The organism is Granulicella arctica (assembly GCF_025685605.1).
Classification (GTDB): Bacteria; Acidobacteriota; Terriglobia; order Terriglobales; family Acidobacteriaceae; genus Edaphobacter; species Edaphobacter arcticus.
The window spans coordinates 3,282,248-3,305,660 of the sequence record NZ_JAGTUT010000001.1 but is presented as its reverse complement, the minus strand read 5'-3'; the positions used below and the strand labels follow the sequence as shown (position 1 = coordinate 3,305,660).

General features: G+C 55.0%; 14 protein-coding genes. 11 read left to right on the top strand and 3 right to left on the bottom strand.

Features of this window, described 5'->3' with window-relative positions; translation table 11 throughout:
* Positions 1-37: 37 nt before the first annotated feature.
* The 9 genes from OHL20_RS14090 (at position 38) to OHL20_RS14050 (ending at position 14,642) form a co-directional block, all read left to right on the top strand.
* Positions 38-1,330 carry an MFS transporter gene (locus OHL20_RS14090; RefSeq protein WP_263383811.1) on the top strand — a complete coding sequence of 431 codons (1,293 nt, stop codon included), beginning with the start codon at positions 38-40 and terminating at the stop codon, positions 1,328-1,330.
* A gap of 174 nt (positions 1,331-1,504) precedes the next feature.
* A complete protein-coding gene (locus OHL20_RS14085) occupies positions 1,505-4,525 on the top strand; it encodes a sensor histidine kinase (protein ID WP_263383810.1) in 3,021 nt (1,006 codons plus the stop codon).
* A complete protein-coding gene (locus tag OHL20_RS14080; protein WP_263383809.1) occupies positions 4,522-5,145 on the top strand; it encodes a response regulator in 624 nt (207 codons plus the stop codon). The genes OHL20_RS14085 and OHL20_RS14080 overlap by 4 nt, the downstream gene beginning before the upstream one ends.
* 257 nt (positions 5,146-5,402) lie before the next feature.
* Positions 5,403-8,777, top strand: a complete 3,375-nt coding sequence (locus OHL20_RS14075) for a TonB-dependent receptor (RefSeq protein WP_263383808.1) — start codon at positions 5,403-5,405, stop codon at positions 8,775-8,777.
* Positions 8,778-8,909: 132 nt separating this feature from the next.
* Complete coding sequence (locus OHL20_RS14070; protein WP_263383807.1) at positions 8,910-9,692, top strand: RraA family protein; 783 nt, start codon at positions 8,910-8,912, stop codon at positions 9,690-9,692.
* A 47-nt stretch (positions 9,693-9,739) separates the two neighbouring features.
* On the top strand, positions 9,740-11,020 hold the full coding sequence (locus OHL20_RS14065; protein ID WP_263383806.1) for a selenocysteine synthase: 1,281 nt from the start codon (positions 9,740-9,742) through the stop codon (positions 11,018-11,020).
* Between the two features lie 48 nt (positions 11,021-11,068).
* On the top strand, positions 11,069-11,554 hold the full coding sequence (locus tag OHL20_RS14060; RefSeq protein WP_263383805.1) for a RidA family protein: 486 nt from the start codon (positions 11,069-11,071) through the stop codon (positions 11,552-11,554).
* Between the two features lie 55 nt (positions 11,555-11,609).
* Positions 11,610-13,223 carry a PLP-dependent transferase gene (locus tag OHL20_RS14055; RefSeq protein ID WP_263383804.1) on the top strand — a complete coding sequence of 538 codons (1,614 nt, stop codon included), beginning with the start codon at positions 11,610-11,612 and terminating at the stop codon, positions 13,221-13,223.
* A gap of 45 nt (positions 13,224-13,268) precedes the next feature.
* Positions 13,269-14,642, top strand: a complete 1,374-nt coding sequence (locus OHL20_RS14050; RefSeq protein WP_263383803.1) for an amidohydrolase/deacetylase family metallohydrolase — start codon at positions 13,269-13,271, stop codon at positions 14,640-14,642.
* A gap of 73 nt (positions 14,643-14,715) precedes the next feature.
* On the opposite strand, the gene rpiA is transcribed toward OHL20_RS14050, so the two are convergent.
* Together rpiA and OHL20_RS14040 are read right to left on the bottom strand one after the other, a co-directional pair.
* Positions 14,716-15,393, bottom strand: a complete 678-nt coding sequence (gene rpiA / locus OHL20_RS14045) for a ribose-5-phosphate isomerase RpiA (protein ID WP_263383802.1) — start codon at positions 15,391-15,393, stop codon at positions 14,716-14,718.
* 312 nt (positions 15,394-15,705) lie between these two features.
* Complete coding sequence (locus tag OHL20_RS14040) at positions 15,706-19,140, bottom strand: TonB-dependent receptor (RefSeq protein WP_263383801.1); 3,435 nt, start codon at positions 19,138-19,140, stop codon at positions 15,706-15,708.
* A 237-nt stretch (positions 19,141-19,377) separates the two neighbouring features.
* On the opposite strand from OHL20_RS14040, the gene OHL20_RS14035 reads away from it, so the two are divergent.
* Positions 19,378-19,722 (top strand): oxidoreductase, encoded by a 345-nt coding sequence (locus tag OHL20_RS14035; RefSeq protein ID WP_263383800.1) that lies wholly within the window; start codon positions 19,378-19,380, stop codon positions 19,720-19,722.
* Between the two features lie 125 nt (positions 19,723-19,847).
* On the opposite strand, the gene hflX is transcribed toward OHL20_RS14035, so the two are convergent.
* Positions 19,848-21,380 (bottom strand): GTPase HflX, encoded by a 1,533-nt coding sequence (gene hflX / locus OHL20_RS14030; RefSeq protein WP_263383799.1) that lies wholly within the window; start codon positions 21,378-21,380, stop codon positions 19,848-19,850.
* 224 nt (positions 21,381-21,604) lie between these two features.
* Between hflX and OHL20_RS14025 the strand changes: the two genes are divergently transcribed.
* The gene (locus OHL20_RS14025) at positions 21,605-23,386 is read left to right on the top strand and encodes an alpha-L-fucosidase (RefSeq protein ID WP_263383798.1); all 1,782 of its coding nucleotides are present in this window, start codon (positions 21,605-21,607) and stop codon (positions 23,384-23,386) included.
* Positions 23,387-23,413: the final 27 nt, after the last annotated feature.

The following is a 23,413-nucleotide window of genomic DNA, read 5'->3' as shown; positions in this document are numbered from 1 at the left end:
TCCAGCATAGGTTATGTCCTGGCTGGAGGAGTTCCCGATGTACTTCGAACGTCGTACCCGCGTCAGGTTCTTCCTTGCGTTCTGGCTGTTTGTGCTTAGTGGTGTAGCGTTCCTCGACCGCACCAACATTTCTATCGCGGGCCTGCAGATCAGTACGGAGTATGGCTTAGGGAACCAGCGGCTCGGATGGATTTTCAGTGCGTTTCTAATTGGCTATGCCGGATTTCAACTTCCAGCCGGTTGGCTGGCCGCCCGTTATGGCCCCCGTCTCGTCTTGGCTTTAGGCGTTCTCTGGTGGGGTGTAGCCACGGCTCTCACAGCACTGCTCCCCTCCGGCATCTCGCACGCCGTGATGCTGCTGATTGCGATTCGCTTCGCTCTCGGTGCCGGAGAGGCGGTCATTTACCCTGCCGCGAACCAGTTTGTTGCGCGCTGGATTCCGGTACAGGAACGGGGTTTCATCAACGGTCTCATCTTCGCAGGTGTTGGGGCGGGAAGTGGCCTGACCCCTCCTCTTCTCACCTGGCTCATCACAAACCATGGCTGGCGAGCGGCTTTCTGGTTCAGCGCGCTCGTCGGGGTGATCGCCGGGGGCGTCTGGTGGCATTTCGCCCGGGATACCCCAGAGGAGCACTTTGACGTTGGGCCACTGGAGTTGAGCGAGATCCGGGCGGGTCTCACGGGTGATCTCGCGACGAAGCAGCTTCGAACCTCTGAGCCGGTGGTCATCTCCTGGCGGGCTATCTTTCGGCGGCGTGACCTTCCAGCGTTGATGGCTGGCTACTTCAGCTTCGGCTATGTTGCGTGGATTTTCTTTAGCTGGTTCTTTCTCTATATGGCACAGGTGCGTGGCTTTGATCTCAAGTCGAGTGCCCGGTATGCCATGCTGCCCTTTCTCTCTATGACCGTCTGCTGCCTTGTCGGCGGAGCGCTCAGCGATCGACTGACGCGCACCCATGGATTACGGATAGGACGGTGTGGTCTAGCCTCTGCAGCACTCTTTTGCACGGCTATTTTTCTGGTGCTTGGCTCGAAGGTACACAGTCCTCAACTCGCGGGCGTCATACTTGCCGGTGGTGCGGGAGCACTCTATCTGTCGCAGAGTTCCTTCTGGTCAGTGTCGGTTGACATTGCTGGTCGCAGCTCCGGTGTGTTCTCGAGCCTCGTCAATATGGGAGGTCAAGTGGGCGGCGCAGTCACTGCGTCCCTTACTCCATGGATCGCGCAGAGATTCGGCTGGACGACATCCTTCGCGATCGCGGCGATCCTCGCTGTTGTAGGCGGTATCTGCTGGATGACTGTCCACCCGGAGCGCCCGCTCGACGTCTGACCGAGCGGGCTCACCACCGGCACGCTTGCAGTTCGCACAAATTTGTGTTCGCCTTAAGGTTCAACTTCTTCCTTGACCAGGCGAATCCATTCCGTCGGACTGCAGCGCGGCTGCCGCATCTGGGAACAGGCGTGCCCTTCCAGGTCATCGTCTTCTAAAGCATTTTGGCTGCTTATGACTGTTCTGCCCTTGTTCTGCCGGACGGCGCACGCCCAACCCTCATCATTGCTGAGACTTTCCGAATATCAGAAGCAGGAATGGCAGGTCGAGGACGGGCTTCCCGATAACTACGTCCGCATGATCACGCAGAGAGCCGATGGCTTACTTCTGCTTGCGACTTCTTCCGGGCTGTCGACCTTCGACGGTCAGCGTTTTAAAAACGCTCCCATTGATCTCGCAGGTCTTGTTGACAACGAGGCTGTGAATGCCGTTCTCCCACTCAGCACCAGTGATCTTTGGATCGGCACGGATGGTCGCGGAGTGCTTCACGCTACCAACAACGGCGTGGTGCAGGTGAGCGAGCAGTACGGTCATCATAGTGAACGAATCCGGATGTTTCACCTCGATGCTGCGGGCGTAGTCTGGGTCGCCACCCAGAATGGTGTGGAACGCATCGTGAATGGTCGTCCCGAGTTGATAGCCGGTACTGGGATGATCTCAGGTGACATCACCACTCCGTTCGCAGAAGATGGGCGGGGGGGAATGTTCTTCGTTACGTCCCTGGGTCTTTACCATTGGCAAGATGGCATTGCTCAGCGCTTCTCCTTAGGCCGGAGTGTTCATGAGACTGCCGTCGCCGTTTATCGTGACGCGAGGAAACGAATCTGGGTCGGCACCATGGCACGTCTTGTGGAGCTTGTGCCTCATAAGTGCGTCTCTTGCGGTAGTGCGTTGCAGTACGATCCGGTCGTGCGTGCCACCGTGGGTAATCCGATCACCGTGCTGCTTGGCGACGCCGCAGGAAGTCTTTGGATTGGGACTCGCCATGATGGTATCTGGCGACTTGCCGCCGACGGCCTCTCTCATTGGGGTTCTCATGACGGGTTGCCAGATGACTCGATTCGTACCCTCTTCATCGATGATGAGCAGAACCTCTGGATCGGTATGCTCACGGGCGGCCTCAGCCGGTGGCACAAAGGTGCACTTGCACCCTTCGGCGAGCCAGAGGGATTCAAGGCAACCTATGCTGCGACAGCATTCACGGACAGCCATGGAGACCTGTGGCTCGGCACTTGGGGCCAAGGTCTTTTCCGCAGGCACGGTGAGAAGCTTCTTTCCGTCACTCCTCCTGGAATGCCCCCGAGCACACCCATCCGTGCGATCGCCGAAGACCGCAAACAGCAGATTTGGATTGGAACGTGGTTCGATGGCATCTACCGTTTCGATGGTCGTAGCTACCATCATTATTTGTTGGGCAATGAGTCACCCGGCAATGCTGTTAGTTCGATTCTCGTGGATGAGCGGGGAGGACTCTGGGTAGGCAGTTACACCGGACTTTTTTACTTTCCACGAGGCGAACCGGATTCACAGCACCGCGCGTTATTTCTTGAGTCGCAACTGATTACCTGCATGGTTCAAGATAAAGATGGATCGCTTGTGATCGGCACAACAAACGGTCTTTATCGTATTCGCGGTGATGTTGTAACGGCCATTCAAGGACTTGATCATCCTCATATTCTGTCGCTCGCTCTCGACAGTAGCGGATACGTGTGGGCAGGCATCCGGAGCGGCGGTCTCGCTGCAGTCCGTGAAGATCACTTTATTGCACTTTCAGCCGACTCGAACGCTCCTACGGCGGCAGTCAACACCATCACCGAAGACAAAGACGGCCATCTCTGGCTGGGTACGTTTCGCGGCATTGTCCGACTATCCGTTGCAGAACTTCACGCAGTGGTTGACAAGAAGCGCACGCAGCTTTCGGCTGTGATTCTCGGCAAGACCGACGGCATGCGCTCCAGTGAATGCGGCGGTCCTTCGCAGCCATCCTCCACTATTCTGCCGGATGGAACCCTCTGGTTTGCTACGACCAAGGGCTTTGTGCACACCACGGACGCGGCTGAGAAACTCGGTGCCATAAGCCCTGTTGCGACGATCACAGGATGGAGCCTCTCAAGTGATCCTGACACCACGCAGAACATCGCTGCGAGTGGAAGTTTTCGTATTGACCTTGAAGCTGGTCAGCCAGACGCCTTCTTCCTCTTCAACGCCAAGCAACTTACGAATCCGGCCCGGATAGAATATCGTTATCGACTTACTGGCTACGATAGTGAATGGACCACAACTCATTCTCATACTGCGCGCTATCGTCGTCTTACGCCGGGAAACTACTCCTTTGAAGTGCAAGCACGTGCCAGCGGCGAAGAATGGACCTCGCCTATTGCTTCGATTGCTGTAAGGCAACGGCCCTTCTTCTACCAGACCTGGTATTTTTATCTCACGCTCTGCTTACTTGCGGCGTTTGTCATACTTCAGCTTCTCCGTCATCGAATCGAATTACTCAAAGGACGGCTTGGCATCGTTGTTGAGGAGCGAAATCGTATCGCTCGGGAATGCCACGACACTTTGATGGCAGGCTTCGCCGCGATCTCGTGGCAACTTGAGGCAACAGCCAAGCTCTTCCGAGATACCGATTCCAGTGCGACTCCTGCCGCTCAGTCCTGCGAACTTGCTCGCAGCATGGTCTCGCATTGCCAGGCCGAAGCGCGTCGCATCATCTGGGATCTTCGCGGCACGGACGAGGTGACGGACATCCTTTCGCAGGCACTCGGGCGGGCGCTTGCAGCCGACTCACTCCAACAAGGCATTGAAACGACCTTCAAGGTCGAAGGGGACGAACTACCGCTTGCTCCCGGATGCGTTCACCACCTCGTCTGTATTGGTCAAGAGGCCGTTTCAAATGCGGTTCACCACGCCAGTCCATCGCACATTTTCATCCTTCTCAAATATGACTTGGACGCACTGAGCCTTTCCATTCACGATAATGGGCGAGGATTTCAGGACTCCGAACCCAACCCTTCACGAAGCGGCCATTTTGGCATACCAGTGATGGAGGAACGAGCCCGCAAGCTCGGCGGGACATTCAGACTACAGACATCCGCCGAAGCCGGCACAGAGGTCACTGTCAAGGTATCCTTCAGTGCCATGAGACAGCCGCTGCAACAAGAGCATAACGTCATACGATGGATCGGCATATGAAACAGATTCGTGTGCTGCTGATCGAAGATCACTTCCTCGCGCGCATGGCGCTGCACTCTGTACTTGCCGGCCACGCGCAGATCGAGATCGTGGGCGAAGCCAGTGATGGTGAATCTGGAATTGTCATGTTTCGTTCGCTCCGGCCCGACGTCGTCGTGCTTGATCTACGGCTTCCGCGTGTCAGCGGCTTCGAAGTTATCATCCAAATTCGCAAGGAGTTTCCGACTGCTCGTATTGTCATCCTGTCCAACTACCAAGGGAGCGAGGACATTTATCGCGCTGTTCGGAATGGAGCCATGGCCTACTTGACGAAAGATGCAAGCGGCGAAGAACTCCTGAATGCTATCCAGAACGTAGATCGAGGTTTACGCTACCTCCCGCATCATGCTCTTGATCGACTCGCAGAGCGCACCCCGGCGATAGAACTGACACCGCGCGAAACAGAGGTGCTCGCCTGTATTACGCGCGGGCTCAGCAATCGTGAGATCGGCGAAGAACTTCATATCGCTGAGAAGACCGTGCGCATTCATGTCAGTTCGGTCCTCGATAAGATGGGCGCTCGCGATCGCACACAGGCGACGATCTACGCCTTCCAGCGCGGTCTTGTTCACCTGGAGTAACTTCCATTTCAGTCTTCGCGTAGTTCAGGCATAACTTAGCAAGATCCTGAATAGGTCATTTGGCCTAGGCGGAGCCACGTCAACAGCCTGATGACAGCAAGGTGACCTCATAGTCAAATCTTCATTAATCCTCAGTCTGCTATTCGAGTCGCTGCATTTGCGGTCCGCCCTTTGGTATCTGCAATGCTGTACCCACGATCAGGCTGCGCCGGGGCCATGTGTCAAGTCTGTGCAAGAACGTCTCTGGAGGTTGTGCCTTGAACCGAACTATTCTGCGTCTCTTTCTGCTGTGCATCCTGTGTATCACGGGTGCCTCGGCCCAGATCGCCAACAACACCTCGCTCGTCGGGACAGTTTTCGATGCGAGTGGAGGCTCCGTTGCTGGAGCCCAAGTCACGGCGACTGAAGTGGCAACCCAGGTAAAGTATGCGGCGACCACGAATGGCTCCGGCTACTACGCCATCTCCTTCATCAAGAGCGGTGTTTATGACATCAGCATAGAAAAGACGGGCTTCAAGAAAGAAGTCACCGTCGGCGTGCCGGTCTCGATCGACGTTGCCGTAAGAACAGACTTCAGTTTGAAGATAGGATCGGCGTCTGAGGTGGTGACCGTATCGGCCAGCACTCCGCCACTCTCGACGGACGACGCGCGCCTGGGTGAGACCTTTGAGACAAAGCAGGTCGAAGACCTGCCGGTTCAGGGGCACAATGCTCTGGAGGTTGCGGCACTTGCTTCGAACGTCACTATTGGTTCGAAGACAAGCTATAGCGGCAATCCTCCTGGGGTCGACTTTATTGGTGCGGGTCAGCGTGAAACTCAGAACGATCTTACTCTCGATGGCGTCTCGATCATGAACAACCTCGGCAATGTCACGCCAGCACGTCCGGGCACCGACATGATCTCCGAAGTGCAGATGCAGAGTGGTAACTATCCTGCACAGTACGGTGCCTATCTGGGCGTCCATATCAACATGGTGAGTAAGGTCGGTACAAACGACTTCCACGGTGTTGCGTATGACTACATCAAGAATACGGCTCTGGATGCCCATAACTTTCTCGACTCACCGACACAGAAGAAAGCTCCTCTAAACTACAACCAATACGGCTTCACTTTAGGTGGTCCGGTATATATCCCTAAGCTTTACAACGGTAAGGACAAGACCTTCTTCTTCGGGTCTTACGAGAAGCTCAATCAGAAGGCGCAAACTGCGGGCACCTCGACCGTGATGACGGCGGCTCAGGAGGCAGGAGACTTCTCTGCACTCGGATCTGTGAATGCGGCAGGCGTTTGTTCAGGCATTTGCCTCAAGGATCCCTACACTGGCGCGGCCTACGTGAACAACCAGATTCCATCGAACGAGTTGTCTACTTCTGCTGCGCAGATCGCCAAGAAGTATGAGGCTTACATTCCTCTTCCGAACGCCGCTGGTATCAGCAACAACCTTAACAATGTCTACTTCCCGAATACACTGTTCATCGCTCAATCACTCGATCGCATTGACGAGAACATTGGTGAAAAAGTTCGCGTTTTTGCTCGCTATCATTGGCAGAATCTTACTTACGCAAACGGAAATCAGGTACCTGTTGCAGGAGGCTATGGTCCGGCGAACAGCCGCAACCTGGCTTTCGGCTACTCGCATGTCATCACACAGCGGCTCGTGAATGACTTCCATTTCGGAATCAATACATTGATGACCGATTCGCTGAACTACTGGTACGTCAACAATCTCAAAGGCGCTGGCACGTCACTCGGCATCCCAGGCTTCAACTTCGATACCACGACCGGTAATCTCGGAGTTCCGAACGTTCAGCTGAGCAGCGCAGCCGGTATGAACATCGGGAACAATGGCACGAACTGGTTTCAAGATGACCGCACCGTCGACGGGTACGACCAGGTCAGCTACACGCGGGGTAAGCACAACATTATGGCCGGGCTTGAGCTGCGCAAGTTGACGCTCGGACGCGCGGCCACCAATGAGTCGCTCGGCCTGTTCACCTTCAATGGCACGCTTACGGGTGACAGCCGCGCGGATTTCGCTTTGGGCCTTGCAGCGAGTGACCAGACGCCTGTTGCCACCGTGAAGGGATCTGTCGGTGAGTGGCGCGATGGCTTCTTCGTTCTGGATAACTGGCAGGCTACGCAAAAGCTGACCATCAACTACGGTCTGCGGTACGACCTACCCACCGTTCCGTACAGTCTCAATGGATACGCCCGCTTATTGAACCCCGCAGAGACGGCACTTATTCCGGCAACGACTGCACTGACGGCAAACACGTTCACCCCCACACCCGGCTTCAAGTTGGCAAGTCCGACTCATGACAACTTCGGTCCGCGATTGGGCCTAGCATATCGCGTGACAGACAAGACCGTGCTTCGTGGCGGCGTCGGTTTTTACTACAACGCCAACCAACTGAACAGCTTTACGCTGCTCAGCAGCAACTATCCTCTCGGTGCTTTTATCGGGTACAGCACTACTTCGGCCAATCTGCTGTCACTGTCCAATCCAACACCGGGTGCTGGAAGTGCTTCTCCGGTCGCTGGAACGCCCGGCACCTATCAGAGCGCGGTTCAATACGATCCAGCTAACAAGACGCAGCGCAGCTATCAATGGAACGTCAGCGTTGGACAAGAATTGTGGAAGGGTGCAGCGTTTGAACTCCAATATTTGGGTTCTCATTCCCTGCACCTCGACATCAGTAATTACACCAATCTTCCCGCCAATCCCTCAGCAAACACGGTTGCATCGTATGCAGCTAAACCGACTCTCAATTCGCTCCGTCCGAATCAGCTCTTCGGTTCCATTCGCGACCTCGATAATATTGCGTATGCTCACTACAATGGGCTGACGACGATCTTCCGCCAGCGGCTCTTTCACGGGATTTCCGGTCAGGCAAGCTATACCTGGTCGCATGACCTTGATATTGGCTCGGACTCGAACGGCGGCGGCGTTTTGTCGCAGCCCTACAACATCCGTGCTGACTATGGCAACGCGAACTGGGACATTCGGAATCGCTTTGTTGGCGTTGTCACCTACGAATTGCCGAAGTTTGCAAACTCTACGTTTGCCGTTCGCGAGGCACTTGGGGGATGGCAACTCAACGATATCGTCAACCTCCAGAGCGGCATGCCCTTCAACGTCTCTTTGGGCTATAACAGCGCTGGCCTCGATCAAGGCACCGAGCGTCCGAACTTCGTTCATACACCGAGCTCCCATTGCAGCGTGAAGACCTACATCAACGGCAACGTCGGTTCTTGCATCGATATCAGCGCGTACACGCTCCCGGTCGCTCCTCAGACTTTGAACGCTGCCGGTGCTACCGTCGCCTATAACTATGCATACGGAAACTCTTCGCGAAACACTCTTCATGGACCTGGTTTTTCGTATGACAACCTTTCGCTCTTCAAAAACTTTGCAATCCGTGAGCAGATGAAGATTCAGTTCCGTGCGGAGGCCCAGAACGTCTTCAATCATCCGAGCGCAGGCAATCCGAACGCAACGCTCAGCGCAGCATCACAAAGCGGCACCGCACTGAGCCCTGCAAATTTTGGAACTGTCACTACTGTGCAGACGATTCCTGGCGAACTTAGCGGATCCCGCGCAATTCAACTTGCTGGAAAGTTTATCTTCTAGTCAGACCTGCTGTTCCCCTGATGGACAGGTTGTTCCATCAGGGTTTCTTTCTTTCGACACCGCATCGGCACTCAGCATGGGGTATCTTATCCGCACGTAGCATCTTGATGACTCCAGGCACGGAAGGCCCATGTGAACGTTACCTATCGACCATCAAACCGACGAGTTCTAGTCTTTATCACCGCAGTGCTGCTCGGTGCGGCTTCGCTCGCATTGCCCCGCATCCTGCACGCTGACGCGCAGAAGACGGCCGCCGACTACAACGCGGACCCAGCTGCCATGCTTGAGGCGTATCGTCATGTTGAGGCTGCGTCTGTCTCCGATGCTCTCGAGCAGCTATTTCATCAGAAGCACTACATGTCACATCGCATGCAGTCTATCTTTCCTACCAAGTTTGCCGGGACGGCGCTGACGGTGAAGCTTATCAAGCAGGAAAACCACGATCCTGATGCCCTCACCGGCATGCTCAAGGCTATCGACTCGGGCGGTGCAGGGTCGGTCTATGTGATGCAGGTGGAGGATGGCGCCGACATCGCCGGGATGGGGGGCCTGATGGGGACGGCGATGTTCTCGCGCGGCTTCGCAGGTGCAGTCATCGATGGCGGAGTACGCGATCTCCCGCAGCTCAAACGAATCGGCTTTCCTGTCTATGCGACGGGCCCAGTGCCCTCCACATCAGTAGGGCACTACCGCTTCGGCGGCGTGAACATTCCGATCCAGTGCGATGGCGTTGCTGTTTCAGCAAACGACATTATTGTTGCCGATCAAGATGGTGTTGTCGTTGTTCCTCGAGAACACGCAGCGGATGTCCTCCTTCTGGCGCAGAAACTCGACAACAGCGAACATTCGATGTACCCCTTCATCGAGAAATTCCATTCGATTACTGAAGCGGTCAAGCAATTTGGCAGAATCTAGCGAATGATCTTCTTATTGCTTCGCGAATCTACAGCACGAGGTTAGTCATGGTCTCTGGAACTGATTCAAGCAAGCTGTCTCGACGCAAGTTCCTTACAGGATCACAAGTAGCGCTCGCATCGATCGCCATCTCTCCTCTTGTGGCTGCTGAAAGCTTTGCTTCCGCGGGGCCGAAGACAGTTCCGTCAGCGGATGACTACTACGCAAAGCTTGGTATCGAAACCATCATTAATGCTGCTGGAACGTACACCTATCTCACAGCCGCCGTCATGCCTCCGCAGGTGCAGCGTGCTGTGGCACATGCCGCGCTTCATCCCGTTTTTCTCAAGGACTTACAACGGGCCTCTGGCGAGTACCTCGCAAAACGTCTCCGCTGCGAGGGAGCTGTCGTCACATCAGGCGCATCCGCCGCGCTGACCCTCGCCACTGCAGCTTGTATTATGTCCGCAAACGGAGTCACGCCGGAGCAAATCCCAGAGAATGTAGGCACGATAAAGAACGAAGTCATCGTCCAGAAGGCTCACCGATATGAGTATGATCACGCCATGTTGCTTTGTGGCGTGAAGATCGTAGAGGTCGTTACAATCGATGACTATAGAAGCGCATTCACATCGAAGACGATCATGACAAATTTCTTCAACTCTGCGGAGCATGGCGAGATCGATCGTCAAACGTGGCTCGATGTCGCTCACCAGCATAATGTCCCCTGCCACATGGATGCCGCTGCTGATATGCCCCCGATTGAGAACCTCTGGAAGTACACCGGCATGGGTTACGATCTCGTCTGCTTTTCAGGTGGGAAAGGCATCCGCGGCCCACAAAACGCTGGTCTCCTGCTCGGCAAGAAACACCTTACAGATCTTGCTGTCACCAACAACAACCCCAACTCCGATGCAGTTGGTCGTGGTATGAAGGTTGCGAAAGAGCAGATCGTTGGCATGGTCGCCGCCGTCGATTGGCTGCTTGAGCAGAGCGACGAGGCTAATCAGGCCGAGTACATGCGCCGTGCGGACATCATCGCCAAATTCGTCAAAGACATCCCAACGATGCAAACGGATATCTTTATGCCCGAGATCGCCAACCGTGTTCCCCACCTCATTCTTACGTATGATCCGCTTGTAGTTGGCATCACGCCACAGGCTGTGCAGGAGCTTCTCCGCACGCAACGTCCGCAGATTGAACTCAATCCCGCAACGGGATCGACTGGCCGTCTCGGCACTCATTCCAACCAGAACACTATCGTCGTAGGCACGTGGATGCTGCAGCCCGGTGAAGCCGAGATCGTCGGTCGTCACCTCCACGCCGCTCTCTCGAGAGCCAAGGCCTGAGTACTTCATCGTTCTATCGAAGATTCGAAAGCCGAAAGGAAGTTAGTCATGGAAAAGCAATCACGAAGAGGGCTACTCAAGAATGCAGCCAAGGCCGCCGCAGTCGCGACGGGCGGGATGATGCTGGGCACAGCAGCAGAAGCACAAACCTCCGGAAAACTTGAGAAGAAGTCGTACCCCGTAAAGACAAACGCGGATGTAGCACCCGGCGCTGCACCTTTGTTTTCAAGCGCTGTTTCGTTTGGCAATCTGCTGTTTCTCGCTGGAGTGGGAGCGCATTTCAAAGGCACGGTAGAAGAGCATACCAAGCATGTTCTCGATGAATTAGAAAAGACACTCGTCGGAGCTGGCTCTTCGATGGAGAAGGTTCTCAAAGTGAACGTGTATCTGAACGACATCAATGACTGGGCCAAGATGAATACCGTCTACGGTGGTCGCTGGGGCAGTATCCCTCCCGTCCGTACCACGATTGCCCCTGCGGGCGGCATCCCTGGCAACTCACTCGTAGAGATCGACCTGATCGCTTACATCTAGATCGACCAATCAGCAGTAGCTTCAACATGATTCAAGGAAAGGAAACATCATCTCCATGTCTCTCTTTCGCACGACACGCTGGTCACGGCGCGAAGTCCTTAAGCAATCCGGAATTATCTCTGCCCTGGGAGCTGCGAGTGCTGCATCACCACTCGCGGCGAACGCGTTCATGCAAGCCGATGCTGCGACTCACAAGCTTCCGGCTCGTAGTGGGACGAGTTCCGACAATCTCTTTACGAGTATTGGCGTTCGGCCGATTGTGAACGGCCACGGTACGTTCACCATCATCAGCGGCTCGCGTTCCCTGCCCCAGGTCAAACAAGCTATGTACGACGCGTCCTTCTACTTCGTCCACCTTGACGAGCTAATGGATGCTGTCGGCAAAGAACTTGGCCAGCTTACCGGTGCCGAATGGGGCATCGCCACGACCGGCTGTGAGGCCGCCATCGCTCTCGCCACGATTGCATGCATTGCTGGAACCGATCCGGAGAAGTCGCAAGCGCTTCCCTACATAAAGGGTCGCGATCAGGTCATCATACCGAAGCACTCCCGAAACCCTTATGACTTCGGCGTTCGCATGACTGGAGCCGAAGTGGTCGAGGTCGATTCAGCTGAGGAGCTTCGCGGTAAGCTCTCAGAACGAACCGCAATGATCTACATCTTGTCGAGCCCGCTTGCCGAGAGTGGTCCGCTGAGTATTCCAAGTATCTGCGCCATCGCCAAGGAGAAGGGCATCCCCGTTTTCGTTGACGCCGCAGCCGAAGAGCCGCTCGTCCCCAACATTCACATCCAGCACGGCGCAACACTGGTTGGCTACTCAGGCGGTAAATGTATGCGCGGGCCACAATCCTCCGGCATGCTCATCGGCCAGAAGGATCTCTGCCGAGCTGCGTACTTTCAAGCTGCACCGCACCATAACTACGGACGCGCCTACAAATGCAGCAAGGAAGAGATCATGGGGCTGCTGGCCGCCGTTCGCCAGTGGTACAAGCGTGATCATGCTGCCGAGCAGCGCGAATGGCTCTCCTGGCTACAGTTCATCGAATCCCGCGTGAAGAGTGTTCCCTCGATCACCACTGAATACCTGCAGCCGGAAGATCTTTCTAATCGCTCACCACGTCTCCGCATTCACTGGGACGCTAACGTTCTCAAGATTACGGGCACGGAGATGTTCGCGCGCCTTGATGCCGGAACCCCGCGCATCCTTGTCGACGGCGGTACCGGCACACGGCCGGACAAGATGGCTAGCACCCTCACGATCATGCCCTACATGATGGACCCGGGCGAAGAACGCATTATCGCCGATGCCATCTACGAAGGGTTGACTAAGCCTGGCAAGTACGAGAATCCGCTCGTGCCCGCGGGTACGCCGGCGACGGTGAAAGGCACATGGGCAGTGTCGATCCAATATTCCCGCGGAATGGGCGAGCAACACTTCACTCTTGATCAAACAGGAAATACGCTTACAGGCGTGCAGCAGGGCGAGCTCTACAAGACAGCCCTTCAGGGTTCGATCCATGCCAATGAGATCGAACTGCACAGCAGCATGGCGGTCAGCGGGAACTCCGTCCCTTGGAACTTCCGCGGCACCGTTCAGGGGAACAGTATGAGCGGGACCGTCCACTTGGGCGAATACGGCGAAGCTTCTTGGAAGGCTGCGCGCGCCTAAACGATGATGCACAGCATATAGAACGAATTAGCCGATTGGAGAAACATGTCCCAGAAGTCCGAAGTCAGGAGTTCCAAGCCTCGCACATCAATTCGAAGAATTATCGTCGGCTCGGCTGCGTTTCTTTTCTTCGCAACTAGCGGCCTCTTCGCGCAGTCTGCAGCACCGGCTTACGATCTTGTACTCCGCGGTGGTCACGTACTCGATGATAAGAATCACATCGATGCGCTGATGGATGTGGCTATCAAAGATGGGAAGATCGCCAAGGTGGCGGCACATATTCCTTCGACCGATGCCTTGAAGACCATTGATGCAAAAGGGCTTTATGTCACGCCTGGTCTGATTGATATTCACGTCCACGTCTACGCCGGCACAGGCGAGCGCAACTCCTACGCGGGCGATAACAGCGTCCCGCCGGACGGCTTCACCTTTCGTGTCGGCGTCACAACCGTTGTCGATGCGGGCTGTTCCGGATGGCGTAACTTTGAAGACTTCAAAGATCGCATTATCGACCGGTCAAAGACGCGGGTCTTCGCGATGCTGAATATTGTGGGCTCCGGTATGCGCGGAGCGCTCTACGAAAACAACACGAGTGACATGGATGGTGAGGCTACAGCAGCCATGGCTCTCAAATACCCTCAGACCATCGTCGGAATCAAAACGGCGCACTTCGCAGGTCCCGAATGGACACCGGTGGAGCAGGCAGTTATCGCCGGAACCAAGGCCAACATTCCAGTTATGGTGGATTTTGGCGTAGATCGTCCGACGCGGCCGATCTATGATCTCATGACTCAGAAGATTCGCCCCGGTGACATCTACACCCACATGTACTCTGGCATTCGCCAGGAGCAGGACCTCACCACTCTTGGCCCAAGCAAGGCCATGATCGAAGGTCGGAAGCGCGGCATCTACTTCGACGTTGGCCAAGGAGGCGGAAGCTTTAAGTGGTCCCTAGCCGTCCCGATGATCAAAGCGGGTTTTATCCCTGATTCCATCTCTACCGATCTTCACATCACTAGCATGAACTCGGGCATGAAGGATGAACTTAACGTAGCTGACAAAATCCTCGCTATAGGCGTCCCGCTCAAGGAGGTTGTAGCCGAGATGACCTCCCATCCGGCACATGAGATTCGCCATGACGAACTAGGCAACCTGTCAGAAGGTTCCATTGCAGATATAGCTGTGCTTCGCCTGGAGGCAGGCAACTTCGGGTTCACGGACATGATCGACAAGCGACTCCATGGAAAGCATAAGCTCTCTTGCGAGTTGACCATCAAGGACGGCAAGATTGTCTACGATCTGAATGGTATGAGCGCTGATCTGTGGACAGCAAAACCTGGTCCGAATGACGCAGAAGCATATCGGTGGAGTAGCTTTGCTCCGCGACCGAAATCAGCCACCCCGGTTGAGAACCACTAACCCTCGACAGATATTCCGGTCTGCGATCGAATGAGCTGCTGGATAATCCAGCAGCTCATTTGCTTCATACCGACTACGACGTGCGCTCGACGAGCTGATCCTCGTCGGCGATGAGCGCGACTGTCGCCATCCCCAGAAATAAGCCATGTTCCACAACACCCACCATGGCACGTATCTTGTCGGCCAACATTCGCGGATCGGCAATTGGCCCGTTCTTACAATCCAAGATGAAGTTGCCTTCGTCGGTGATGTAATAACCACCAGCAGAGGTCCTACGTGGAAGTACCTCGAAGCCAAGATCAGATAGGCTCCGCATAACGAGCGGACAAGCCATTTGGATTACTTCGACTGGCACCGGAAATCCGCCGAGGTGATCAACAACTTTGCTCTTATCTGCAACAACAATGAACTTCTTCGCGGCGCTCGCCACAATCTTTTCTCGCAGGAGCGCACCGCCACCACCCTTAATCAAAGCCAGGCCAGGTGCTACCTCGTCTGCGCCGTCTACCGCTACATCAAGGTAAGGGCATTCCTCAAAGTTCGTTAGAGTAATCCCAAGCGAAGTGGCTAGTTCCTCACTTGCCTTGGAGGAAGCAATGCAGCGAACATGTAGGCCGGTTCGGACTCGCTCCCCGAGTTCTCTGATGAAGAGGGTGGCTGTCGACCCCGTACCCAGGCCGACGGCCATCCCATCTTCGATAAAGCTGAGTGCGCGACGTGCCGCAAGTAGCTTTGCTATCTCATGTGCCATAAAGATCATGCTAAACGACAAGGACGACCTCAAGGAGCATGAGCAGCGTTGGACTCGACATATGTCAATTATTTTGCGGCATCAGCGTAGTTCGGGGTGCCAATAGTGGTTGCGCAGGAATGACCGTCGGGTTCTCGTTTGCAACCAGGAGCAGGCAGAAGGCTTTCAGGCGGAAGCAATTGCGTTACTTGAGGCAATTGAGGCGCGCATTTGAGACACATGGGCCGATAGTTATGTTCCTGGCATTGACCCGAAAAGGCCCCTCTCATCATGGCAGGGGCCTTTAGTACGACAGTGACAAGCAGCTAACGCTTAGAACGCATAACGAAGACTGAACTGGAACTGACGGTCAGCGCCGTAAGTACCACCCTTGGTCTTGCTCTGACCGAATGTTCCGGAGGTTGGATTGGTATCCGGATTGTCCGCTGTTGGATGATTGAGGACGTTGAAGCCTTCTCCACGAAACACAACCGTGTGATTCTGCAGCCGTTCGAACGGATGAAATGTCTTGTTAAGGGCGAAGCTGTAGTTCTGAAAGCCCGGCCCGTCGATCTGATTGCGAGATCCACGCGGCGCGAATGTTCCAGGAAGAGGGGCTGCGAAGACGGACGTATTGAACCAGGTAGCCGTACTAGTCTGGCCTGCAAACGCTTTACTCGTGACGACTGGAGCGGTATGCCGATACAACTGCGTCCCCGAGCCAGTGCCGACACCTGCAAAGTCATTACCGAGAGACACATTCAGAGGAGGACCAGTCTGCGCCTGTAGCGTGCCGGAGAACTGCCAGTTGCCAAGAGTTGCGCGATTGATCAGGTGGCTGGAGTGGTTGAACTGATCGATGTTGTAGACGAAGTTCGAAACAAAGACATGGCGGATGTTGAAATCACTCCGACCATAGTAAGTCGACTTGTCGAAGGCATTAGGAAGTTGCGTGCCGTTCGACGATCCGAAGTCAGTGCTGTTCGACCAGGTATAAGCAACGCCGAAGAGCAGACCCTTGCTCAGACGGCGCCGCAGGTTGAGTTGCAGCGCGTTGTACATCGACGAGCCACCATTGGTCGCCTGGTTGATATTCGAGAAGCCCTTATACTGCCGCAGGGCGTCGGTTGCGACACCCTTGTTCGCAGTCTGTAGCGTGGTGCCAAGCGGCAGTTGGTTTAGATTGATGAGCCCTTCCAGGTGGAGGCCGCGGCGTCCCGCATAGGACATCGAGAAGACTCCAAGGGCCGGAAGCTCTTGTTCAATTGTAAGATTCCAGTTGTATGCCTCAGGACTCGGATAGTTGAAGGCCTGCGAAGAGTAGTTGAATGGGAAATTGTTCGCTCCTACACCGCCGGGGCTGTTTGCCTGTCCAAGGCTGACGGTGGATGAGGGTTGGAACGGCGCGTTGCCACCTGTGAAGACGTTATCGGTAATGCCGAGCCGCTGCACATACCGTCCGCCACCAGCACGAACAACCATAGAGGGCGTCACCTGGTAGGTGAACCCAACACGAGGCTGAATGTCACTCTTGACGGTTGGAGAGTAAGCATTGCTGAATCCACGAAACAGATTTTGGAAGCCGGCGAGGATGGTGGGATCGACGTGTCCTGCTGCACTCGATGGAAATCCGCTGCCCGGGATGACAACTCCGTTATAACGATCGCCACCTGTCACTACGTCAGTGACAGGATTAACAGTGACGGCATTCGCAGGATTGTAAGCTGACGGATCGAAGACTGACTGGTTACCCCACTTTGCGTAGTAGGGATTGAAGAAGCTGTATCGGAGACCCGCTTCGATAACAAGCTTAGGTGTGGCGCGCCATTGATCCTGGAGAAAGCCCTCGTACATAGTACTGCGATAGAGCGTGTACGAACGCTGACCGATCTCTCCGTAGCTATCGAAAAGGCCTTCAGCTGCGTTCGCAACACCGATCTTCGTAGTCGTGCCGCCGGTGCGGCTATCTGTAAAGGTGAACTTCCCATTTTGATTGTTGGTTGAACCAGGAGTGTTCGAGACCGTGATCTGGTCAAAGTTATTCTCGCCCGCGTACTCAAAATTGAAGCCGGCCTTGAAGGTGTGGTTGCCGAATACCTTTGTGACGTTATCGGCAGCGTTGTAAACGATACCGCCGGAGTGCGATGGGTAGGGGCCGCCGTCAAGAAGATCGAAGTTCGGAAGGCTAATCGTAGGAATCTTGTTTGGTATTGTCTTGGTTGCGGCGGAATAGAGGTAGGGATAGTTGATCCCGTACTTTGTTCGGTCGTAGAGGCCGCTGGAGGTGTCGATGTTGATCGTGACGTGGTCTGCAGCAGCAGACGCAACAAACTCGTTAATCAGGGACGGCGACACAGTCCACTCATAGTGCAAAACACCAATTTGATTTGGGCGAATGAATATGCGTGGATTGCGATTAAAGTTGCCGTAGTGCGGGGTGTAGTCGTGGTAGTTGTAGTTCAGCACTGAGAATCGTATCCGATGTGCCTCAAAGGGAACGAAGTCGATAACCAGCGAATCTTTGCGTTGAGTCTGTTGCTCTGTTGCTGCATCTACCCAGTTGTAGTTCGAACCCGCTGCGTTCGGATCGGGAAAAGCTCGAAGCAGTGCAAGTCCGTTGGCGCTTAGGTCAGACGCAGGGATAACATTACCGGCGTATGCTGCTCCCGTTGTGGGGTTTACGATTTGACTTGTCCCGCCGTAGAAGATATTTGGAGCCAGTAGCTCGCTGAAATTTCCAACGCGCATCAGTTCTGTCGGAACTCTGCGAAATACGGTGTCATCATTGTTGTACTTCAGGTACTCCTGCCCAGCTAGAAAGAAGAGCTTTCTTCTGTCCTGGTTAAAATGACCGGGGATGAAGACTGGTCCGTTAAGATTCCATCCATACTGATTGAAACGGAAGCCTGGTGGTTTATTCCGAATATTAGCTGCATTCGTTGGAAGCTTGCGCTGCCAGGTGTTTGCGTTGAGAACTGTATTGCGAAAGTACTCGTAGGCCGATCCATGAAAGGTACTGGTACCGCTTCTCGGCACGATACGAACCTGGCCGCCGGAGGTGCGTCCGTACTCTGCCTGGTAGCTGTTTGTCAGGATCTGTACTTGGGAGGTGGAATCTACGTCTGCTACACCGACACTGGTTCCATTGGATCGTGTGCGAACGGCCGGGGCACCATCGATAGTGATCAGGCTCTCCTGGCTCCGGGCACCGCCAATGTTGACTCCGTTGTCCAGGCCGAAAGCGAACGAGGCCATTGAGGCATTACGCACGACGCCAGGTTCAAGTTGCGATAGATAGAGGGGGTTGCGTCCGTTGAGTTGAATGCTCTTCACCTGCTCTTGAGTGACGAGCTGCCCCACCGATGCGCTTTCCGTCTGCACTGTATTCGCGTTAGCTTCGACAGTCACCGTCGACGATGACTCTCCGACTTTCAAGCTAAAATCGACGCGCTTACCAATACTCGGATCAACGTGCACATCGTTTAACAACGCTGACTGGAAGCCATTCGCCTCAACGCGAACAGTGTAAATACCAGTTTGCACACTTGGGACCGTGAAGTTACCGCTCTCATTGGTGGTAATAACTTGTTCAGCGCCAGTGGCATTGTTTCGTATCGTGATCTTTGCGTTCGGCAGTAACGCTCCCGATTTATCAGAAACCGCTCCTGAAAGCGAAGAACTGTCCGACTGCGCAGATAGACTTGCAGGAAATAGTCCAATCACACTCCCCAGGACAATACTGGGGAGCAACAAATATCTAAATCGCATGTGTAGCCTCCAAGTGGAACAATGCTCAGTGAGCGATCTTCTTATCGTTGCCGACAACTAAACTTGCTTTTTCGGAACGCCCACTTGTAGTGGAGTATGGATGGCAATGTCAATCCCCTTTTTGCAGTAGCTCTGTAATTCACAGAGTCTTTACTGAAGGTGGGTTCAGTGTTCAACCTAAAGGATGAGAAGGCACCTTCGACTGCGAACCTCCGTCAGCCCTGAAAAGGTCATGGAGTGCCTTCCCCGCTCTTTACCTATGTCGCCGACCATCTGAATAGCTTCGGCCTCGCGTATCTCCATATCGTGGAGCCGCGTGTGAAGGGAAACACTACGATCAATGACGGCCAGGCACCTGTCGCGACAGAGCAGTTAAGAAAGGTCTTCAAGGGCAAGATCGTAGCGGCTGGCGGTTTTGAGCCGGACACTGCAGAGATAGCTGTTGAAAGTGGCATCGCGGATGCAGTCGCGTTCGGTCGCCATTTCATTGCAAATCCCCACCTGCCATTTCGCATCAAGCAAGGGCTTACTCTCACGACACGATCGCAACACCTTCTACACCTTCGACTCGATTGGTTATAACGATTACGCCTTCGCCACCGAGCCTGTCTTGCCATAGGGTCAGGCCCTCCGTGTAGGCCTCGGTGAGCGGTAGGTCTGCATACTCGCTGGCCGAGGCTTTTACTCGACATCCGAGGCCAATAGGCTCAGGTATGCCTCGCCTGTACGGTCGAGTCAGAAAGACTATGTTTCTCACGAAAGCGACGATACCGGTTCAGAAGAGATGCTGGTCCGCGGGCTCTGAGAAAAACAAGGTTTCCTTCGAAGCGTTTCTCCTCGATAATCGCTCCTCCTTCAAGAGAAGCAAGGATAGATCCTTCGGACTGCGGTAGCCGGAAGCTGGATTCGATCAACGGGTCGACAACAAGGGCGGCATCGATCGCAATCAGAAGCTTTTCCAACCCAGTGTGCTGAAGCGAAGAAACTGGAATCGCTTCTCGATCGCGTGAAAGGTGGGCGAGTTCCTGAGCTGGGACAAGATCTATCTTGTTCAAGACCTGGACAACAGGCTTGGTTGAGACGGCAAGCTCGGCTAAGACCTTCTCCACCTGAGTTTTCTGCTCCTCGCGCATGGGGCTGGCAGCGTCCTGCACATGGAGAAGAATCTCGGCTCGCTCCACCTCTTCCAGTGTGGCGCGAAAGCTCGTAACCAGAGTGTGGGGAAGGTTGCGGATGAAGCCAACAGTGTCGGAGAGCAGAATCTTGCGGCGAGATGGAAGCTGCAACTGCCGGAGCTTTGGGTCGAGCGTAGCAAACATCCGGGCCGATTCAAGAACGCCTGCTTCAGTGAGCGCATTGAACAGGGTGCTCTTACCAGCGTTGGTATAGCCGACGAGTGCGACCACGGGAACTGGGACTGCCTCGCGGCGCTGTCGCTGCTGATGACGAATGCGTCGAACATCATCGAGTTGAGTCTTGATATGGTCGATGCGAAGGTTGATCTTGCGACGATCGGTCTCGAGTTGCGTCTCACCCGGACCGCGGGTCCCGATGCCGCCACCAAGCTGCGACATGGCGCGACCACGGCCAGCGAGGCGGGGCAGTTGGTATTCAAGCTGCGCGAGTTCGACCTGAAGCTGACCTTCGCGAGTCCGGGCGTGCCGAGCGAAGATATCGAGGATGAGTTGCGAACGGTCGATCACGTGACAAGGTAGTCGCGATTCGATATTGCGGAGCTGCGAAGGCGTAAGATCGTGATCGAAGAGAACAAGCGAGGCGTTGGCGGAAGCTACCACCTCAACAATCTCGTCGAGCTTGCCTTGACCGACGAGGCTGGAGGGATCTGGTTTCTGCCGTCGTTGTACGAGAGTCGCGGCGATCGTCGCACCGGCTGATCGCGCCAGTTCTTCGAACTCCGCACGGCTCGCGTCCAGGTCGAGCGTGGAGGCCGCCACATCCTCAAAAAGGTCTTCTTCGCCAGCCACGACGGCAGCCGCGGTGCGGGCAAGTCGAGCCGCTGCGGTAAGCTGCTTGCGCTTGCGCAGTTCGCCGGTGAACTCGACCACGACGATTACGGCAAGTTCCTGCTGAGTTTGCGAGGTGCGGAGTTCGCGAGCAAGAAGTGCCGCATCCTGGGCCTCACTTGCTTCAACGAGACTACGACGAACGGTCTTTCCGCGATTCCGACGCGATGGCGCTTGTTCTGGGGCGGCCTCAGGCGAAGCCTTCTTGCTGGTCAAAGTTGTCTCAATTCACGGCCGAATTCCGGCCTACTCCTAATGATACTGAATGAACAGCGTCAGTCTCCACTTGCACCCCCGGCTAACACTGCGAAAAAATCTGGGCATCAATACCGACGACAAGATCGTGATTTGGTACGATTTGCTTCAGTTCTAATCCATAGATCTTCAGCGCGAGTGTAGCCTTGAGGAGAAGCACTACTCGGCATCATTATGAGGTCTCCTTGAACCAGACGTTTTTCCGTTGCGCTCTTCTTACTGGTCTCCTTGCAGCAACCTTGAACTCCAGCTTCAGCCAGCAGCCAGTCGTCGACCAGACGAAGCCACTTCCTCTCAGTCAACCTCGGCCCAGTGCGGCGACGATTCAGGGATGGAAGTCGCGGCGCTTCGGCATGTTCATTCACTTTGGACTTTACTCGGAGCTTGGCGGCGTCTGGCAAGGCAAGCAGATCGACAATGGATACAGCGAGCAGATCATGGCGAACGCACCAATTCCTCGTGATCAGTACGCAAAGCTTGCCAGCAGCTTTAATCCTGCAAACTTTGATGCCGACGCGATCGTCGCATTGGCTAAGGCGGCAGGAATGCGCTTCATCGTGGTGACTGCAAAGCATCATGACGGCTTCAGCATGTTTGCGACGAAGCAGTCCGACTTCAACATCGTTGAAGGCACGCCGTATCACAAAGATGTAGTCAAACAACTATCAGAGGCCTGTGCACGGGGAGGTCTCAAGTTCGGGGTGTATTACTCGACGATCGATTGGCATGCCCCAACGGGTAGCCCGTACATCGAGGGAAACAGCAACCCCATCTCCGACGATCACGCAAAGTTCAACCGTGCACAGTTGACCGAATTGCTCACAGGCTACGGCCCGCTCAGTGAGATCTGGTTCGATATGGGCAAGCCTACGCCAGAGCAGAGTCAAAGCTTTGCGCAAACGGTTCATCGGCTTCAGCCCGCGACGATGGTCTCGGGACGCGTCTTCAACTACCAGGGTGACTTTACCGTCATGGGCGATAACGAGGTTCCGAAATTTGCGATCGACGAGCCGTGGCAGACTCCGGCCTCGATCTACGGCGAGACGTGGGGTTACCGCTCCTGGCAGAAGCATGGCGAGGTTGCAGACAAGGTCCACGAGAAGATACTCGAGTTGGTCACGGTAGTAAGCGGTGGCGGCAACTACATTCTGAACATTGGGCCGAAGGGAGATGGCTCCGTCGTTCCGTTTGAATCGCAGGTGCTTCAGGGGATGGGCAGTTGGGTCAAGGCGAACGGTGCGGCTATCTTTGGCTCACCGAATGATGTGCCCGGAGGTTCACCATTTCAGAACCTGAATTTCGGATATGCGACTCTCGGTAAAACTCACCTATACCTCTTCGTAAAGTCTCTCCCTGCCGATGGCAAACTCCTCCTTCCAGGCGTTGCGCCTGGAACTCATCTTGGACAACCGTACCTTCTCGGTCATGAAAGACTCCGTTCAGGAAGTGTTGACTTATCCCCCGAAGGGGCAACAGTGGAAGTCGCCGACTTACTGAAGCAAGCATCCACCGAGTTCTTGCCAGTGGTAGTGGTTCCGTTTACAGGAAGCTTCAACATCACGCCAGCCCAAACCATTCGCCCCGATTCGAAGGGCGAGATGACGTTGCCACCCGATAAGGCAGACTCATTTTTCAACTACAACGGACGCGGCTACGAAGCTCCTGCAACCCTCTACAAACTTCGCTGGTGGATCGCCTCCAAGCCTGGAACATACCAGGTGGCCGTCCACTATAACAAGGTTGCGACCGCTGGAACAATGACCCTTCTGATTGGAGGCCAGCATAGACAGGTGCTCCTGGAAGCTGGCAGCGGAGAGGGCGTCTGGACGGGAGATATCCCCATCACAGCCGGCTCCGCGCGTACCGGCGGCGATCAACGCGTTGAGGTGACACCGCCCGAACCCTTCTACAAAGGCACGCCTCTACCGGTGAAGATCATTGCAGTGTCCATGTCTCTAAAGCAATAAGTCCAAGGTGTACAAGCTTCAGCATGT

Bases quoted from the DNA above. Each gene is read 5' to 3' on its own strand.
- OHL20_RS14065 (WP_263383806.1), top strand. From the start codon at position 9,740: ATGGTCTCTGGAACTGATTCAAGCAAGCTGTCTCGACGCAAGTTCCTT.
- OHL20_RS14080 (WP_263383809.1), top strand. From the start codon at position 4,522: ATGAAACAGATTCGTGTGCTGCTGATCGAAGATCACTTCCTCGCGCGC.
- rpiA (WP_263383802.1), bottom strand. From the start codon at position 15,393: ATGGCACATGAGATAGCAAAGCTACTTGCGGCACGTCGCGCACTCAGC.
- OHL20_RS14040 (WP_263383801.1), bottom strand. From the start codon at position 19,140: ATGCGATTTAGATATTTGTTGCTCCCCAGTATTGTCCTGGGGAGTGTG.
- OHL20_RS14090 (WP_263383811.1), top strand. From the start codon at position 38: ATGTACTTCGAACGTCGTACCCGCGTCAGGTTCTTCCTTGCGTTCTGG.
- OHL20_RS14085 (WP_263383810.1), top strand. From the start codon at position 1,505: ATGACTGTTCTGCCCTTGTTCTGCCGGACGGCGCACGCCCAACCCTCA.
- OHL20_RS14055 (WP_263383804.1), top strand. From the start codon at position 11,610: ATGTCTCTCTTTCGCACGACACGCTGGTCACGGCGCGAAGTCCTTAAG.
- OHL20_RS14060 (WP_263383805.1), top strand. From the start codon at position 11,069: ATGGAAAAGCAATCACGAAGAGGGCTACTCAAGAATGCAGCCAAGGCC.
- OHL20_RS14050 (WP_263383803.1), top strand. From the start codon at position 13,269: ATGTCCCAGAAGTCCGAAGTCAGGAGTTCCAAGCCTCGCACATCAATT.